This window comes from uncultured Roseicyclus sp. (assembly GCF_937892565.1).
Taxonomy (GTDB): domain Bacteria; phylum Pseudomonadota; class Alphaproteobacteria; order Rhodobacterales; family Rhodobacteraceae; genus Roseicyclus.
In genome coordinates, this window is record NZ_CALAHQ010000026.1 from 19773 (window position 1) to 35489 (window position 15717).

Annotated in this window: 12 protein-coding genes; 5 read left to right on the forward strand and 7 right to left on the reverse strand. The window is 65.0% G+C overall.

Annotation, left to right across the window (positions count from 1 at the left end; translation table 11 throughout):
* Positions 1–11 precede the first annotated feature (11 nt).
* Positions 12–845, reverse strand: coding sequence for an SAM-dependent methyltransferase (locus Q0094_RS04005; protein WP_297615484.1), 834 nt, complete (start codon positions 843–845; stop codon positions 12–14).
* A 78-nt stretch (positions 846–923) separates the two neighbouring features.
* On the opposite strand from Q0094_RS04005, the gene Q0094_RS04010 reads away from it, so the two are divergent.
* The 3 genes from Q0094_RS04010 to Q0094_RS04020 are packed head-to-tail and all read left to right on the forward strand — an operon-like array spanning position 924 to position 2451.
* A complete protein-coding gene (locus Q0094_RS04010) occupies positions 924–1649 on the forward strand; it encodes a ComF family protein (RefSeq protein WP_297615486.1) in 726 nt (241 codons plus the stop codon).
* A 39-nt stretch (positions 1650–1688) separates the two neighbouring features.
* A complete protein-coding gene (gene grxC, locus Q0094_RS04015) occupies positions 1689–1949 on the forward strand; it encodes a glutaredoxin 3 (RefSeq protein WP_297615487.1) in 261 nt (86 codons plus the stop codon).
* A 58-nt stretch (positions 1950–2007) separates the two neighbouring features.
* Positions 2008–2451 (forward strand): MarR family transcriptional regulator, encoded by a 444-nt coding sequence (locus tag Q0094_RS04020; protein ID WP_297615489.1) that lies wholly within the window; start codon positions 2008–2010, stop codon positions 2449–2451.
* Between the two features lie 105 nt (positions 2452–2556).
* On the opposite strand, the gene ubiG is transcribed toward Q0094_RS04020, so the two are convergent.
* The gene (gene ubiG / locus Q0094_RS04025) at positions 2557–3309 is read right to left on the reverse strand and encodes a bifunctional 2-polyprenyl-6-hydroxyphenol methylase/3-demethylubiquinol 3-O-methyltransferase UbiG (protein ID WP_297615491.1); all 753 of its coding nucleotides are present in this window, start codon (positions 3307–3309) and stop codon (positions 2557–2559) included.
* Between the two features lie 70 nt (positions 3310–3379).
* Between ubiG and pip the strand changes: the two genes are divergently transcribed.
* Positions 3380–4369 (forward strand): prolyl aminopeptidase, encoded by a 990-nt coding sequence (gene pip, locus Q0094_RS04030; protein ID WP_297615493.1) that lies wholly within the window; start codon positions 3380–3382, stop codon positions 4367–4369.
* Positions 4370–4417: 48 nt separating this feature from the next.
* Here pip and Q0094_RS04035 read toward each other — a convergent pair whose 3' ends face one another.
* Genes Q0094_RS04035 through gpmI form a run of 5 tightly spaced genes read right to left on the reverse strand, consistent with a single transcriptional unit; the run spans position 4418 to position 11899 of the window.
* Complete coding sequence (locus tag Q0094_RS04035; protein WP_297615495.1) at positions 4418–7360, reverse strand: error-prone DNA polymerase; 2943 nt, start codon at positions 7358–7360, stop codon at positions 4418–4420.
* Between the two features lie 43 nt (positions 7361–7403).
* On the reverse strand, positions 7404–7883 hold the full coding sequence (locus tag Q0094_RS04040) for an RNA pyrophosphohydrolase (protein WP_297615497.1): 480 nt from the start codon (positions 7881–7883) through the stop codon (positions 7404–7406).
* 4 nt (positions 7884–7887) lie between these two features.
* Positions 7888–9222, reverse strand: coding sequence for a S41 family peptidase (locus tag Q0094_RS04045; protein ID WP_297615499.1), 1335 nt, complete (start codon positions 9220–9222; stop codon positions 7888–7890).
* Positions 9223–9239: 17 nt separating this feature from the next.
* Positions 9240–10343: a peptidase M23 gene (locus Q0094_RS04050; RefSeq protein ID WP_366940216.1), complete on the reverse strand. Its 1104-nt coding sequence runs from the start codon at positions 10341–10343 to the stop codon at positions 9240–9242.
* A 26-nt stretch (positions 10344–10369) separates the two neighbouring features.
* Positions 10370–11899: a 2,3-bisphosphoglycerate-independent phosphoglycerate mutase gene (gpmI, locus tag Q0094_RS04055; RefSeq protein ID WP_297615503.1), complete on the reverse strand. Its 1530-nt coding sequence runs from the start codon at positions 11897–11899 to the stop codon at positions 10370–10372.
* A gap of 118 nt (positions 11900–12017) precedes the next feature.
* On the opposite strand from gpmI, the gene Q0094_RS04060 reads away from it, so the two are divergent.
* On the forward strand, positions 12018–15695 hold the full coding sequence (locus Q0094_RS04060; protein ID WP_297615505.1) for a glycosyltransferase: 3678 nt from the start codon (positions 12018–12020) through the stop codon (positions 15693–15695).
* Positions 15696–15717 lie beyond the last annotated feature (22 nt).

Genomic DNA, 15717 nt, shown 5'->3' on the forward strand with positions numbered 1-15717 from the left:
TCTTGCAGGCCTCACTCGTCGGACGGGTTTAGGACCCGCCGGGCAGTTTCGTCAAACTCCGATGTGCCAAGCGCGTCGGCAAGACGCGCCTGTGCGGCGCCGGGGCGGAGCGGTTTTTGCTGGCTGTCATGGGGCGCCCAACCCGAAAGAAAGATCAGCTCGAAGCTGGCGCGGATGCGGTTGGGCGTATCTTGGGCGGGAAAGCGGCTGGCATAGATCTGGGCCATGCGGGCGAAAAGCGCGCGCGGGGCAGGGGTGCGGTGGCGCGCGGCCAGCGCATTTGTCTCGCCCATCGCGCGCAGATCGGCCATCAGCCCATAGGCATCGGCATAGGTGACGGTGCGCGGCAGGCGGTCAGCCACCGCAAGGGCCAGCCCCGCGCGCTGCAACAACCCGCCCATGTCCCGGATCTCGGCCATCGGCGCCACGCGGGGGCTGAGCCCGCCCATCACCTCGGTTTCGGCCTGGGCCAGCGCGGCACGCAATTCCACCAGCGTTTCGCCGCCAAAGGCCACCGATAAGAACAACCCGTCGGGGCAGAGCGCCCGGCGGCATTGCACGATCTGGCCAACCGGATCATCCGCCCAATGCAGCGCCATGGCATGGATCACCAGATCATGTGCGCCGGGGTCCAGATCCAGCCTGTCGTCGGGGGCGACAAGCCGCGCGCCGGGGACCACATCGGACCAGAAGCCTGGAAAAGCCGTGACCACGGCGGGGGACGTAAACCTTCTGTTAACGTCGATGAGTCTTTCCTTGATCTCGGCCTTGGCCTCGTCTTGCACAAAGCCCGCACGGTCCAGCCGCGCGCGCGCGCGCGCGGCCGCAAGTCGCGCGGGATCCACCAGAGGGGTCTGTGGGCTGGGCTGGGGCAAGGCGCGTGGGATCCTGTGGTGTGACCGGGTGCTACTTAGGGGAATGAGATGAGATTGCAAACGCTGCTCCATGCGGTCTTTCCGCCCGAATGCCTGTGTTGCGGTGCACGGGTGGACCGTGACTTTGCGCTGTGCGGGGCATGCTGGCCTGACACGCCCTTTATCTTTGGGGCGGCGTGCGATCGGTGCGGCGTCGGCTTGCCGGGGCAAAGCGCATTGGGCGAGGTGCTGGTCTGCGAAGATTGCCATGCCGTCGCACGGCCATGGGATCGCGGCCGGGCGGTTTTGCATTATGCCGACAACGGGCGAAAGCTGGTTCTGGGCTTGAAACATGCCGACCGGGCCGAAGTGGCGCGTGCCGCCGGGCCATGGCTGGCGCGTGCGGGGGCCGATCTTTTGGCGGATGATCCCCTGATCGTGCCGATCCCGCTGCATTGGCGGCGATTGGCCAAGCGGCGGTTCAATCAGGCGGCGCTTTTGGCAAAATCCGTGGCCGGGGCATCAGGCCGCGACTGGCTGCCCGATGCGCTGATCCGGCCGCGCCACACGGCGACACAAGACGGGCGCAACCGCGAGGGGCGTTTCGCCAATCTCGACGCCGCGATCCGCGCGCATCCCCGTCGGGCGGCACGCTTGGCCGGACGGCGCGTCCTGCTGGTCGATGATGTGATGACGTCGGGGGCGACCTTTTCGGCGGCGACACAGGCTTGTCTGGGGGCCGGTGCGGTGGCGGTCGATGTGATCGCGCTGGCGCGCGTCGCGCGTGAGGGCTAGAAACGCTCCGAATGCGACGCCACCACAGGAATCCGTCCCATGCCGACCGTCGAAATCTTCACCTCACCTCTGTGCGGCTATTGCCATGCGGCCAAGCGGCTTCTGGCGGAAAAGGGTGTGGTCTATGTGGAATATGATGTGGCCCGCGACCCCAGCAAGCGCCAGGAAATGCTGGGCCGCGCCCATGGTCGCCACACTGTGCCACAGATCTTTATCGGCGCCACACATGTCGGCGGCTTCGACGATATGGCCGCGCTGGATCGCGCGGGAAAGCTTGACGCGCTTTTGTCCGCGAACTGAGGCACTTGCGACCCTTCGCCTCTTGCCTTGACCGGGCAAGCGATGGCTAGTGTGTCCCATGGCAGCCCCCGATGACCCCCTTTCCGTGGCTCTCTTCAGTGAGATGTTCATGGCCGACCAGCTGGCACGCAACCGGCTCAGCCGTGCGCTGCCCAAAGGGATGGAGCTGAGCCATTTTTCGGTGCTGAACCATCTTGCCTCGGCCAGTGAGGAAAAGACCCCCGCCCAGCTTGCGCGCCTGTTTCATGTGACGCGGGGGGCGATGACCAACACGCTCAACCGGCTGGAATGGGCGGGCTATGTGCATATTCGCCCCGATTGGGACGATGCCCGCCGCAAGCGCGTGTCGATCAGCCCGGCGGGTCGGCGGGCGCGCGAATCAGCGCTGAGCGTGATCGCGCCGATCTTGTCAGAGACCGTGCGCGAAATCGGCGCGGACCGTGTGCGCCAAGCCATTCCCGTGATCCGCGACATGCGGCTCAGGCTGGAAAGCGGGGATTAGGGTGCGGCCCCTCTTGGCCCTTGCACAGCCTTGAAACGGCGCGCGGGTACGGGCCTTGCAAGGCCCGTGCGACGCGCTTTCGAAAGCGCGTCCCCCCGCCTGGTGTCATCCTTCGCCGTGCTTGACCGATGCGGTCACGTAATTCACCGACAGGTCGCGCTCTGATATCGACCAGACCCATGTCAGCTTGTTGAACACGAAACCCTTGCGGTCCACCGGGTCGAGCCCGGCTTGCCGGATCAGGTCGTAAAGCTCATCCGGGGTGATGAATTTCGACCACTCATGCGTGCCCTTGGGCAGCCAGCGCATGACATATTCCGCCCCAATGATCGCCATCAGAAAGCTTTTGGGATTGCGGTTGAGGGTGGAACAGATCATCAGCCCACCCGGTTTCAGCAGTTGCCGACAGGCAGTCAGATAGGCCAATGGGTCGGACACATGCTCGACCACCTCCATGTTCAGCACGACGTCGAATTGTTCGCCCGCTGCGGCCAGCGCTTCGGCGGTGGTGTGGCGGTAATCGATCGTCAGGCCCGATTGTTGGGCATGGATCTGTGCCACCGGGATGTTGCGTGGGGCCGCGTCGGCCCCCACCACAGCGGCCCCCAGCCGCGCCATGGGTTCCGACAAAAGCCCCCCGCCGCACCCGATATCGAGAATGCGCAGACCCGCAAACGGATGCCGCACCGTCAGATCGCGCCCGAATTCCGCTGCGATCTGGCGGGTGATGTAATCGAGCCTGGTGGGGTTGAGCATGTGCAGCGGCTTGAACTTGCCATTGGGATCCCACCATTCTGCGGCCATCGCCTCGAACTTGGCGATTTCGGCGGCGTCGACGGTAAGGTTGACCTGTGCCATGGAATATCCCCTCGTGTTCTGTCATTCTGTGACCATGCAGGCCGCTTCATCCGGCCTATATAGGAGCGGCATGGACAAGGTCTCCGGCCAAAAGCGCGCAGCCGCGCATCTTTATCCGCTGATTGATCCGTTCGATCAGCGCATGTTGGATGTAGGCGATGGCCATCACATCTACATGGAACAGTGCGGCAATCCCGATGGCGCGCCGGTGGTGGTGTTACATGGCGGGCCGGGGGGTGGCTGCAGCCCGGCGATGCGGCGCTATTTCGACCCCGCGCAATGGCGGATCATCTTGTTCGATCAACGCGGCTGTGGTCGGTCGCGCCCGCATGCCAGCGTGCGGTCCAACACGACCTGGCATCTGGTCGCCGATATCGAGCGCATCCGCAACACGCTGGGCATCGCGCGGTGGGCGGTCTTTGGCGGAAGCTGGGGCGCGACGCTGGGCCTTATCTATGCACAGACCCATCCCGATCGGGTGGCCTATCTGGCGCTGCGCGGTGTCTTCTTGTCGATGCAGCGCGAGCTGGATTGGTTTTATGGCGGCGGCGCCGGGCAATTCTGGCCCGATCAATGGGCCCGCTTTTGCGCGATGATCCCCGAGGAAGAACGCGGAGACCTGATCGCGGCCTATAACCGGCGGCTTTTTTCTGGCGATCTGTTGGTGGAAACGCGCTATGCCCGCGCCTGGGCCGCGTGGGAAAATGCGCTGGCTTCGATGGAAAGCGATGGCGGCGGTGGTGAAAGCCCCGCCGATTACGCCCGTGCCTTTGCCCGGTTGGAAAATCACTATTTTGCGAACAAGGGCTTTCTGGAGGTCGATGGCCAGATCTTGCGCGATCTGCATCGCATTGCCCATATCCCCGGCACCATTGTTCAGGGGCGCTATGACATGATCTGTCCGCCGCTGTCGGCGCATCGTCTGGTCGGTGGCTGGCCGTCGGGGCGCTTGCACATGATCAAGGCGGCGGGCCATGCGCTGTCGGAACCCGGTATCAGTCAGGAATTGGTGCGGGTCATGGGACAGCTGGCCGAAAAACGCGAAAAGTTCGGATTGTGAGGGGCGCACGGGCTTTCGAAAGCCCGTGACCGCGGCGCAAGCCGCGGATCAAGCGCCTTGCAAGGCGCTTGCATGTCCCTTCAAAGGGACATGCGCGCCCAGAAGCCGCCGATCGATCCCCGGGCTCAGCCGGTCGCGGATCAGCGCCACGGGATGTGATCGCAGCGTCAGGCGCATGGCGACGTAATCCTCTACCACTGCTTCGCCCTCGGTCATCCTGGGCAGATGGGCCAAGGGTTCCACAATGCCTTCCCCGTCCAGATCGCCTGAAAACAGCGGCAGTTCCTGTTTCGGCACAAGCGCGCGGGCGGCCCACAGCGCGTCGCGTCGGGTGATCCCAAGGCTGGCAAAGGCATCGGCTTCGGCCAGGATGGTCAGCGTTTTTGCCCCCAGCCCGGCGCGGCGCCAGACATCGTCCACCGCCCGATAGCCATTGCCGCGCGCCGCTGTCAGCCAATCGGCTTCATCCTCGTGCATCGCCTTGATCTGGCGGAACCCCAGCCGTAGCGCCAGCGCGCCGGTTTCGGTGCGTTCCATCACATTGTCCCAATGCGAGCGGTTGATGCAGACCGGCCGCACCTCGACCCCATGTTCACGCGCGTCGCGCACGATCTGGGCAGGCGCGTAAAAGCCCATCGGTTGGGAATTCAGCAGCGCACAGGCAAAGATGCCCGGATGGTGCCGTTTCAGCCACGCCGAGGCATAGACCAAAAGCGCGAAACTGGCCGCATGGCTTTCGGGAAATCCGTAGCTGCCGAAGCCTTCGATCTGGGAAAAGCAGCGTTCGGCGAAATCGGCGTCATAGCCGTTGTTGCGCATGCCGCGCAGAAATCGGGTGCGGAATTCGGTGACGGACCCGTGTTTCTTGAAAGTGGCCAGCGCCCGGCGCAGCCCGTCGGCTTCTTCGGCGGTAAAGCCTGCGCCGGTGATGGCGATCTGCATCGCCTGTTCCTGAAACAAGGGCACCCCCAGCGTCTTGCCCAAGACGCGCCCCAGATCATCCGAGGGGAAACTGACCGCTTCCTCGCCGTTGCGCCGCCGGATGAAGGGGTGGACCATGTCACCCTGAATGGGGCCCGGGCGGATGATCGCCACTTGTATCACCAGATCGTAGAAACAGCGCGGCCGCAGGCGGGGCAGGAAATTCATCTGGGCGCGGCTTTCGACCTGAAACACGCCCAGGCTGTCGGATCGGCACAGCATGTCATAGACGGCCGGGTCTTCGGGCGGCAGGGTTGCCAGCGTGTAGTCGGCTTGATGATGCAGGCGCAGCAATCCAAAGGCTTTTCTTATACAAGAAAGCATCCCAAGGGCAAGGATATCGACCTTTAGGATGCCCAAGGCATCGATGTCATCCTTGTCCCATGCGATGACGGTGCGCTCCGCCATGCTGGCATTCTCGATCGGGACCAGCTCATCAAGCCGCCCTTCGGTGATGACAAAGCCGCCGACATGCTGAGACAGATGGCGGGGAAAGCCGATGATCTCTTCGATCAGCGCGATGGTCTGTTTCAGGCGCGGGCTGTCGGGGTCCAGGCCGATCTCGCGCATCCGCGCCACTTCGGGCCCGGTTTTCGACCATGATCCCCAGATCTGTGACGACAGCGCCGACAGCACATCCTCGGACAGACCCATGGCGCGGCCCACTTCGCGCACGGCGCGCTTGCCGCGATAATGGATCACGGTGGCGCATAGCCCTGCGCGGTGGCGGCCATAGCGGTCGTAGATGTGCTGGATCACCTCTTCGCGGCGTTCATGTTCGAAATCGACATCGATATCGGGCGGCTCGCCGCGTGCCTCGGACACGAATCGCTCGAACACCATGGTACCGATTTCGGGTGATACGCTGGTCACGCCCAGCGCGTAGCAGGTGATGGAATTGGCTGCCGATCCGCGCCCCTGGCACAAGATGCCGCGCGACCGGGCAAAGCCCACGATGTCATGGACGGTCAGGAAATAGGGCTCATACCCCAGTTTGGCGATCAGGCGCAGCTCATGAGCAAGCTGGGTTTGCGCGCGGTCCGGGATGCCTTGGGGGTAGCGCCAGTTCAGCCCGGCTTGGGCCAGCCGCCGCAAGCGGTCAGCGGCGGATTCGCCCCCGGTGATTTCCGAGGGGTATTCGTAGCGCAAGGACCGGATGTCAAAGCTGAGCCCGGCGGCGATGTCGCCGGCGCGGTCCACCGCATCCTCATGCCCGCGAAAGATGCGCCGCACGTCACCCTCGCCGCGCAGGCGCTGTTCGGCATTGGCTTGCGCTGCGGTGCCCAGATCCTCGACGCGCAATCCTTCGCGGATGCAGGTCAGGATGTCGGTCAGCCGCCGACGACTGCCGTGATGCATGATCGGTCGGGCCGAGGCAACGGGGGGCAGGCCAAGGCTTTCGGCCAGCACGCGGGCGGCGGCAAAACGCGCGCCATCTTGCCCGTCATAGGCGGGCGCCATGAGCAGATGCATCGCAGGCCGCAGGCTTGCCACCAGCCGCCCGGCGGCGCGCTGCCATCCCGGCGCGGGGGTGTCGGGGGCATGCAGCAACAGTGCCAGACCTTGGGGAAACGTCAGCACATCGTCGACCGTCAGCTCGCACGCGCCTTTTTTCGCGCGCTGCCGCCCCGTCGACAGGATGCGGCACAGGTTGCCCCAACCCGTTCGGTCGCGCGGCAGCGCGGTCAGCGTCACACCATCGGCCAACACCAGACAGGCGGCAGGCAACAGCCGGGGCAGATGGTCGATGGGCGCACGCGGGGCTGGGGGCAGATGCGCGGGCTTGGGCGGGCCGATGGGGTCGGTACGGGCCGCCTTGGCATCGACGATATCTTGTTCGATCCTACGCAGTTCGGACCACGCGCGCACCACGCCCGAGACGGAATTCACATCCGCAATCGCGATGGCCGAAATCCCCAGAAGCGCCGCACGCCGCGCATATTCCTCGGGGTGGGAGCCACCCGTCAGGAAGGTGAAGTTGGAGGTGATGGAGAGTTCCGCGAATCCCATGGGGTGAGAGTATATTCACGTTTTGTTCTTTTGGGGAGAGGGGTCATGCCAAGCCGAACTCTGCCAGAACCGCCGCGTAGATCGGCCGCTTGAAGGGCACGATCAGCCCCAGCAATTCGGCCCCGCCCATCCAGCGCCAGTCGGAAAACTCCACATCCTTGTGGGTCAGGTCGATCACGTCGTCGGGTGCGGTCAGTTCAAAGCGCACCCATTTCTGCGCCTGTCCGCGATAGCGGCCCTTCCAGCGGCCAGGCACGACCTCGGCGGGCAGGTCGTAGTGGTGCCAATCTGCGGTTTGCGCCACCAGCCGCACCGCATCGCGGCCCACCCCGGTTTCTTCCTGCAATTCGCGATAGGCGGCCTCCAGCGGGGTTTCGCCCTGGTCGATGCCGCCCTGTGGCATTTGCCATGCGGGGCTGTCCATGTCGGCGCGCTGGCCGGCAAACACGCGGCCATCGGCATGGGTCAACACCACACCGACACAGGGCCGATAGGGCAGGCGCGCGATCTCTTGGGGCGTCACGGGGTCAATTGCCCCGCGGGCCAAGCGCGTTCAGCCCGGTCAGGATGTCGATGGCATAGGCCAGTTGATAATCCTCGTTGCGCAACCGCGCGGTCGCCTCGGCAATGGCTTGTTCTTCTTCGAGTTGGCGCAATTCATCCTCCGACAGGGTCGAGTTCTGGATCGCGCCGCGCAGGCTGGCCTCGTTGCGGCCGCCCCGGGCTTGGTCCTCATCCTCGGGTGTCTCGACCGCAGGGCGCTGTTCGACCAGAATATCGGGCGCAATTCCCAGCGCCTGAATGGACCGCCCCGACGGGGTATAATAGAGCGAGGTGGTCAACCGCATCGCGCCTTCGCCCGCCAAAGGCATGATCGACTGGACCGATCCCTTGCCAAAACTGTTGGTGCCCACGATCACGGCGCGGCGGTGATCTTGAAGCGCGCCCGCCACGATTTCCGAAGCCGAGGCCGAACCGCCGTTGACCAGCACGACCAATGGCCGCCCATCGATCAGATCGCCGGGGGTGGCGTTGTAGCGGTCGCCATCCTCGGGGCGGCGGCCACGGGTTGACACGATCTCACCTTGTTCGAGAAACGCGTCGCTGACGCGGATCGCCTGATTGAGCAGCCCGCCGGGATTGTTGCGCAAATCCAGAACCACGCCATTGAGATTGTCGAGCCCGCCCAGTTCCGCAATCAAATCGCGCAACCCTTCCTGAAGATTGGGGTAGGTCTGATCGTTGAAGGTCGAGACGCGCACAATGGCCGTGTTGCCCTCGAGCCGCGCCCGCACGGCGGTCAGCCGGATACGGTCGCGCACGATGGTGATGTCAAAGGGTTGATCGCGGGTTTCGCGCACCACCGTGATCGTGATTTCGGACCCGACCGGGCCGCGCATCAGGTCCACCGCCTGTTCCAGCGTCAGGCCCAAAAGCGCCTCGCCATCGACATGGGTGATGAAATCGCCCGCTTCCACGCCCGCGGCCATCGCGGGGGTGTCATCCATTGGCGTGATCACGCGCACGAACCCGTCTTCTTGCGTCACTTCGATGCCAAGACCGCCGAATTCGCCGCGCGTCTGCACCTGCATGTCGTCGAAATCACTGGGGGGCAGATATCCGGAATGCGGGTCGAGCGATGTGAGCATGCCGTTGATCGCGGCTTCGATCAGCGCGGCCTCATCCACCTCTTCGACATAGTTGGCGCGGATGCGTTCGAAGATGTCGCCAAACAGGTCGAGCTGTTCATAGACCGAACTGTTGGCGCGCGCTTCCTGAGCAATAAGCGGCCCGGCCACCTGAGTGCTCAGCAAGACCCCGCCTGCAATGCCGCCAAGGGCGGCGATGATCAGCTTATTCATGGCATCCATCCTTCGTCTCAGTCGCGCCCCAGATCGGTGAACCAATTCGCCGGGTCGACGGGCGCGCCGTTTTCCCGCAATTCCATATAAAGCGTTTCCGTCAGGGCAACGCCACCACCTTGCGGGGTGGCGACGATCAATTCTTCGGTGCCGCTTTCCGGCTGGCCCGGCATGAGACCCAAGGGTGCTGTGCCTGATACCAGCGCGTCCGTTCCCACATAGAGCGTTTCAATCCCCGCCAGGATCAGCAGATAGCCGCCTTCGGGTTCAAGGATAATGACATTTCCGTAATCGAGAAGCGGCCCCGCATAGCGCACCGAGGCCGGCCAAGGTGCCGTGACAAGCGCGCCGGGGCGCGTGGCAAGCACAAGCCCCGGTCGCGCCACGCCTGCCGCATCGGGTTCGCCAAAGGACCGCAACCGCGATCCAAGAACGGGCGGCGCAAGCGTGCCGCGGGCCGCCGCGAAATCCGGCAGCTCACGCGCCGCGGCGGGTGGATCGCGCGCCAGCAGCGCCGACAGATCATCCAGCGAACTGACACTGGCGATCAGTTGGGTCATGGCGATGTCATCGCTCAGGAAGTTTTCGGGCAGCGCCCGCCGCTCTGCAATCGCTTGGCTCAGAAGCGTGCGCGCATCCTGTGCGCGTGCCAGCGCCGTGTTGAGTTGGCCCAGCGCGTCATCTTGCACAGCGCGCAGGGCGGCCAGCTCTTCCAATTGCAGCCGCAGGGCCCGGGCCTCGGCGGCGACGGCGGGTGTCATCGCGGACAAGATCATCCCCGACCGCGCGGTGCCCATCGGGCCCGCTGGATGCAGCAAAACAACAGGCGCAGGGGCAGCCTCGACAGTCTGCAACACACCAAGCAGACGCGAAAGCCGATCTCTTTCAGCCTCGAACATCAGCAAGATCGTTTGTTCGCGCAGCGCGGCTTGGCGGATGCCCTCGCGCAGCGCCAGCAGCCCTTCCTCATAGGCGCGCACGGTCTGGGTCAGGGCCGCGACCCGATCGCGCGCGTCTTCGGCTTCAAGCAGCGCAAAGCCCGCCTGTTGCAGCATTTCGGCAGCCTGTGTGGCTGTCTGGGCAGCGTTCAGTTCCGCCCGCGCCGGGCCGGCGAGCAGCAAGGCAGCACAAAGGGCGACACGCAGTCTCATGTGATCAAGGACCGCCCCGTCATCTGGGCTGGCTGCGGCAGGCCCAGCAATTGCAGCAGGCTTGGGGCCAGATCGGCAAGGCTTCCATCGCGCAAACGGGCACCGGGCGGGCCGCCCACAAGGATCACCGGGACCGGGTTGGTCGTATGCGCGGTGTGCGGGCCGCCCGTGGCCGGATCGCGCATGGTTTCGCAATTGCCGTGATCGGCCGTGACGATCATCGCGCCCCCGGCTTTCTCGACCGCTTTCACCACCTGCCCCAGCCCTTGATCCACCGCCTCACAGGCGCGGATGGCCGCCTGCAGATCACCGGTGTGGCCCACCATGTCGGGGTTGGCGTAATTGACCACGATCAGATCATAACCCGCCCCGATGGCTGCCACCAGATGCTCGGTCACCTCGGGGGCCGACATTTCGGGTTGCAGATCATAGGTGGCCACCTTGGGCGATTGCGCCATGTAGCGGTCTTCGCCCGGCACGGGGGGTTCGCGGCCGCCGTTCAGGAAAAAGGTGACATGGGGGTATTTCTCGGTCTCGGCGATGTGGAATTGGCGCAAACCGTGTTGGGCCACCCAATCGGCCAGCGTGTTCACGATGTCACCCTTGGGATAGACCGTCGTCATGAAACGGTCGTGAGCCTTGGAATAGCTGACCATCCCGAGCACCGCGGCCAGCTTTGGCCGGGCCCCGGTGTCAAAGGCGTCAAAACCCGGTTCTGCCAGCGCGCTCAGGATTTCGCGCGCGCGGTCGGAGCGGAAATTCAGACAGAAAATCCCGTCGCCATCGCGCATGCCCGCATAATCGCCGACAATCGTGGGCAAGATGAATTCGTCGGTTTCGCCCCGGTCATAGGCGGCGGCCAGCGCGGCCTGGACGGTGGCGGCGCTGACATCGCCCAGCGCTTGCGTCATGGCGCGATAGGCGCGCGCGACACGGTCCCAGCGGTTGTCGCGGTCCAGCGCGAAATAGCGCCCGATCAGGGTGGCGATCTGCGCGCCTTGCGGCATCATGGCCACCATGTCGTCGAGATAGCGTTTGGCCGAATGCGGCGCCACATCGCGGCCATCGGCGATGGCGTGGATCCGCACGGGCACCCCGGCAGCGGCGATGATCCGGGCGGCGGCCATCAGATGGCGGTGCTGGGAATGCACCCCGCCATCGGAGGCCAGTCCGATCAGATGCGCCGCCCCGCCGCTGGCCCGCAGCGCCGCGATGAAGCCCGTCAGCGCGGGTTCCGTGGCAAGGCTGCCGCTGTCCACCGCCGCATCGATGCGCACCAGATCCATTGGCACGACGCGCCCGGCGCCGATGGTGGTGTGGCCCACCTCGGAATTGCCCATCTGCCCCTCGGGCAGGCCCACCGCCCGCCCATGGGTGACCAGCCGGGCATTGGGGCAGGCTTGCATCAGCCGGTCCATGTTGGGCGTATGTGCCTGATGCGGCGCATTGTCGGCCGGTGTCGGGCCGATGCCCCAACCATCAAGAATGCAAAGCACCACGGGTCTTGGCGTGCGTGTGTCTGGCATGGGGCGCTGCCTCCTTTGCGGGGGTTCTAGCAGTGTGCAGGCCGGGTGCAAGCACGCCCACCCCCCGCGTGGCGGATGACATCGGACTTTTCGCGCGCTATGCTGAACTTTGGAGCAGATGAACAGGCATATAGGCGAGATGATCGATTTGGGAACCGCGCGCGGTTTGCGTCGGCTGAGCGGGCGGCTTGCCCGGCTGGCTGGCCGTGATGTCGGTGCGGCTCATGATTGGAAGGCGCGTTTTCGCCATGCTGTGCGCCAGCGCGGTGTGGCTTCGGTGCTGGAGGGCCATCAGAAGGCATCGCTGCTGGATCACGAATTCAGCGTCGGTGCCTATCTTGCACGCAATTCCGATGTAGCCGATGTCGTCGCCTCAGCGGGGGAAGCGGTGTTTCACTTCCTCGAATATGGGCATGCCGAAGGCCGCCATGCCCACCCCGATGTCTGGAGCCCCTCCTTTGTCCGCATGATGCATGGGCTAAGCCTGCCCGAGACGCTGGGTCCGGTTGAAGCAAACGTGATGCTTCGACGATCCGGGCTTGGGGCCGAGGCCGTGCTGTTGACCGAGGCCGATCTATGGGCCACGCGCGGGCTTCATGGCGCGGTCTTTGCCCGGATCTTCGATGATGAATTCTACGCCGCTGCGGCGGACCGTCTGGGCCATGCCGTGCCTGCACGGGGTCGGCTGGCCGCAATCGGGCACTTCTGTGATATTGGTCTGGAAAAGGGCATCCCGCCGCACCCCGATCATGTCTTTGATCCCCTGTTCTATCGGGACGCGCTGGCCTTGGCCGGGGTTGATGCGCCCGCTGCAGGCGATGATGTCGCGCTGCGGGCGCATTGGGCGCGTATCGGTGTCAGGGCCGGGGCGCATGCCAACCCGGTGGTGTGGTTCGCGATGCGTACGGCGGTTGATCTGCCGCCAGCGGTGTTGGATGGCTTGCCCGCCTTTCGCGCCGCTTCCGCCGATCTGGCGCAAGATGCCGGTCTGGCCATGACGCTGGCCCATCTGGCCGATGTTCCCATGCCCGGCGCCGCGGCCCTTGATCCCGCTGCACCGGGGGTCGAGGGCTTCCTGATTGATCTGGCCCGCTACAAGCGCCACATCGGCGACCTGCCGACGGCCGAATGGCTGCTGTCGCGCGTGCTTGATCATGCGCCCGGCCAGCCGCGCGCCAGCCTTGATTTGGCCGATCTGATCCACCCCCAGAACCGGATCGCCACGGAAATCCAGCTGCGCCGCGCCGTGCCCCCAGAATTTGAGGTTGGCGCAAACCAGATCACCCTGGCCGAGCGGTTGGTGGTGCAAGGTCGGTTGCAGGACGCGCTCGCGCTTTGTGCCGATCTGCCCGAAACCGTGTTCGGGGATGTGGCGCTCAGCCGTCGGCGCCGCGCGATCGGAGCTTCCATCTTTGACGCGATCTGGTCCGATCTGGAAAAGCGCATCGGGACGACCCCGATCGCCGATCTTCAGGCCATGCTGGCTGATGCCTTGGCGCTATACACCCCGCCCTTCCGCGCCCCGCAGCGCAGCGCGCCGATCCGGCGGGTGGCGGTGCTGGCCAATGATGATCTCTATCAATGCAAGCTCTACCGCGCCGACCAAAAGATCGACCAGTTGCGCGCGGCTGGCTATCAGGCCGAGCTTTTCGTGCAAGCCATTGATGTGGAACGGCTTCAGGCGCGGCTGGATTTGTTCGACGCGGTGATCTTCATGCGCGTGCCGGCTTTTCCGCCGGTCATCGATTTGATCGCTGCTGCCGCGCAGCAGGGGTTGGCCACCTTTTACGATTGTGACGACCTGATCTTTGACCCCGCCCTGTTTCCGCCGCCTCTGGCCAGCTATGCGGGCCGGATCACCCGGGCCGAACACGCCGCCATCGCCTGTGGCGTGCCGCTTTTTCGTCATGCGATGCGCCTGTGTTCTCATGGTATCGCCTCGACGCCGACCATCGCCGAGGCGATGAAGGACGTGGTGCGCAGCGGGCAGGCCTTTGTTCATCCCAATGCGTTGGGCGCCCCACATCTGGCCGCCATGGCGCGCATGCCCAAGCGCGAGAATGGCAAACTGGTCCTTTTCTACGGTTCGGGCACCAAGGCCCACAAAGCTGTCTTTTCCGAGGTGCTGGAACCCGCCTTGGCCGCGGTTCTGGCCGCCCGGCCCGGTCGGGTCGAGATCCGCATCATCGGTGATTTCCCCGCGTTCCGGCATCTCGACCCGAGCCATCCCGATGTTCGGGTGATCGCGCCCATCTGGGATTTCGAGACCTTCTGCGCCGAGCTGGCAGGTGCCGATATCAACCTGTCGGTGCTGGAGCCCTCGATCCTGACCGATGCGAAAAGCGAGATCAAATGGATGGAGGCGGCGATGTTCGCCATCCCCTCCATCGTCAGCCCAACCGCCACCCATCGCGCGGTGATCGCGGATGGCGAGACGGGCTTTCTGGCGCAGGACAGCGCAGGGTTCGTGGCGGCGCTGCTCCGGCTGATCGATGATGCCGATCTGCGTGGCCGCGTTGGTGCGGCCGCGCGCGACAGGGTTTTGGCCGATTACGGCCTGCCCGCGATGGGCGCGCGCCTTGATGCCATGTTTGTCGCCCTGCGCCCCGCGCTGGCCCGCCCCAAAAAGCGGCTTCTGATCGTGAATGTCTACTATCCGCCGCAAGATATCGGCGGGGCAACCCGTGTGGTGCAGGACAATGTGACCGATCTGATCCGCCGCCATGGCGACCAGTACGAGATCGATGTTCTGGCCACGCTGGAAGGTGGCGATCGCCCTTATGAGGTGGCGTGCCATGGCCGGGACGGGGCCCGCATCTGGACCGTGACCGCGCGACATGGCATCGACACCATGGCCATCAGCGATCATCGCATGGCCGATGTGATGGACCGGCTGATCGGACAGATCGGGCCCGATCTGGTGCATCTGCATTGCATCCAGCGTTTGACCGCGTCGCTGGTCGATGCGCTGCGCCGGCGTGGGGTGCCCTATGTCGTGACCTTGCATGACGGGTGGTGGGTCTCGCCCCATCAGTTCATCTTGTCGCCCGAAGGCGGGCCAGTGCTCTATGATTTCACGTCTGCTGGCGCGGATGCGCTGCCTGAACGCGGGCGCATCGCGCATCGCGCCTTGTCGGATGCGGCGGCGGTTCTGGCGGTCTCGGATGCCTTTGCGGGTCTGCACCGAAAGGCCGGGATAGACCGGGTCGAAACGGTCGAAAACGGGGTCTCTGACCTGCCGCAGCCCGAGCGGGTCGCCGGGTTGCCGGGGCGGGTGCGGCTTGGCCATGTCGGGGGTGCGGCCCGGCACAAGGGCTACACATTGCTGCGGGCGGCCCTGCATGATCGGCGGTTCGAAAACCTTGATCTTGTGGTGGTCGATCATGCCCTGCCCGCAGGCCGCACCCGGCATGCGGTCTGGAACGGCACGCCCGTCACCTTTGTGCCGCGTGTGCCGCCGGGCCGGGTGGGCGCGCTTTACGGGTCGCTCGACGTGCTGCTGGCGCCCTCGGTCTGGCCCGAAAGCTACGGTCTGGTCACGCGTGAGGCGCTGGCCGCAGGGCTTTGGGTCGTGGCCTCGGATCGGGGTGCTGTCGGCCAGGACGTGGTCGAAGGACAGAACGGTTTTGTGGTGGACGTGAGCGATCACCGCGCCCTTGCGGCGTGCCTTGGCCAGATCGATGCCGCGCCCGAGCGGTTCGGCCAGCCCCCGGCGCTTCGTCCCCGCTTGCGATCCGCAGCAGCGCAGGTCGACGATCTGCATCGGATCTATCAGCGGATTTTGGCGGAACGCTGACGCCTCAGAAGATGAAATCGCT

What these genes read in the sequence shown, in the direction of transcription:
- gpmI (WP_297615503.1), bottom strand. Translation starts at nt 11,899, where the DNA reads ATGCCAGACACACGCACGCCAAGACCCGTGGTGCTTTGCATTCTTGAT.
- Q0094_RS04020 (WP_297615489.1), top strand. Translation starts at nt 2,008, where the DNA reads ATGGCAGCCCCCGATGACCCCCTTTCCGTGGCTCTCTTCAGTGAGATG.
- Q0094_RS04035 (WP_297615495.1), bottom strand. Translation starts at nt 7,360, where the DNA reads ATGGGATTCGCGGAACTCTCCATCACCTCCAACTTCACCTTCCTGACG.
- grxC (WP_297615487.1), top strand. Translation starts at nt 1,689, where the DNA reads ATGCCGACCGTCGAAATCTTCACCTCACCTCTGTGCGGCTATTGCCAT.
- Q0094_RS04060 (WP_297615505.1), top strand. Translation starts at nt 12,018, where the DNA reads ATGAACAGGCATATAGGCGAGATGATCGATTTGGGAACCGCGCGCGGT.
- pip (WP_297615493.1), top strand. Translation starts at nt 3,380, where the DNA reads ATGGACAAGGTCTCCGGCCAAAAGCGCGCAGCCGCGCATCTTTATCCG.
- Q0094_RS04045 (WP_297615499.1), bottom strand. Translation starts at nt 9,222, where the DNA reads ATGAATAAGCTGATCATCGCCGCCCTTGGCGGCATTGCAGGCGGGGTC.
- Q0094_RS04010 (WP_297615486.1), top strand. Translation starts at nt 924, where the DNA reads ATGAGATTGCAAACGCTGCTCCATGCGGTCTTTCCGCCCGAATGCCTG.
- ubiG (WP_297615491.1), bottom strand. Translation starts at nt 3,309, where the DNA reads ATGGCACAGGTCAACCTTACCGTCGACGCCGCCGAAATCGCCAAGTTC.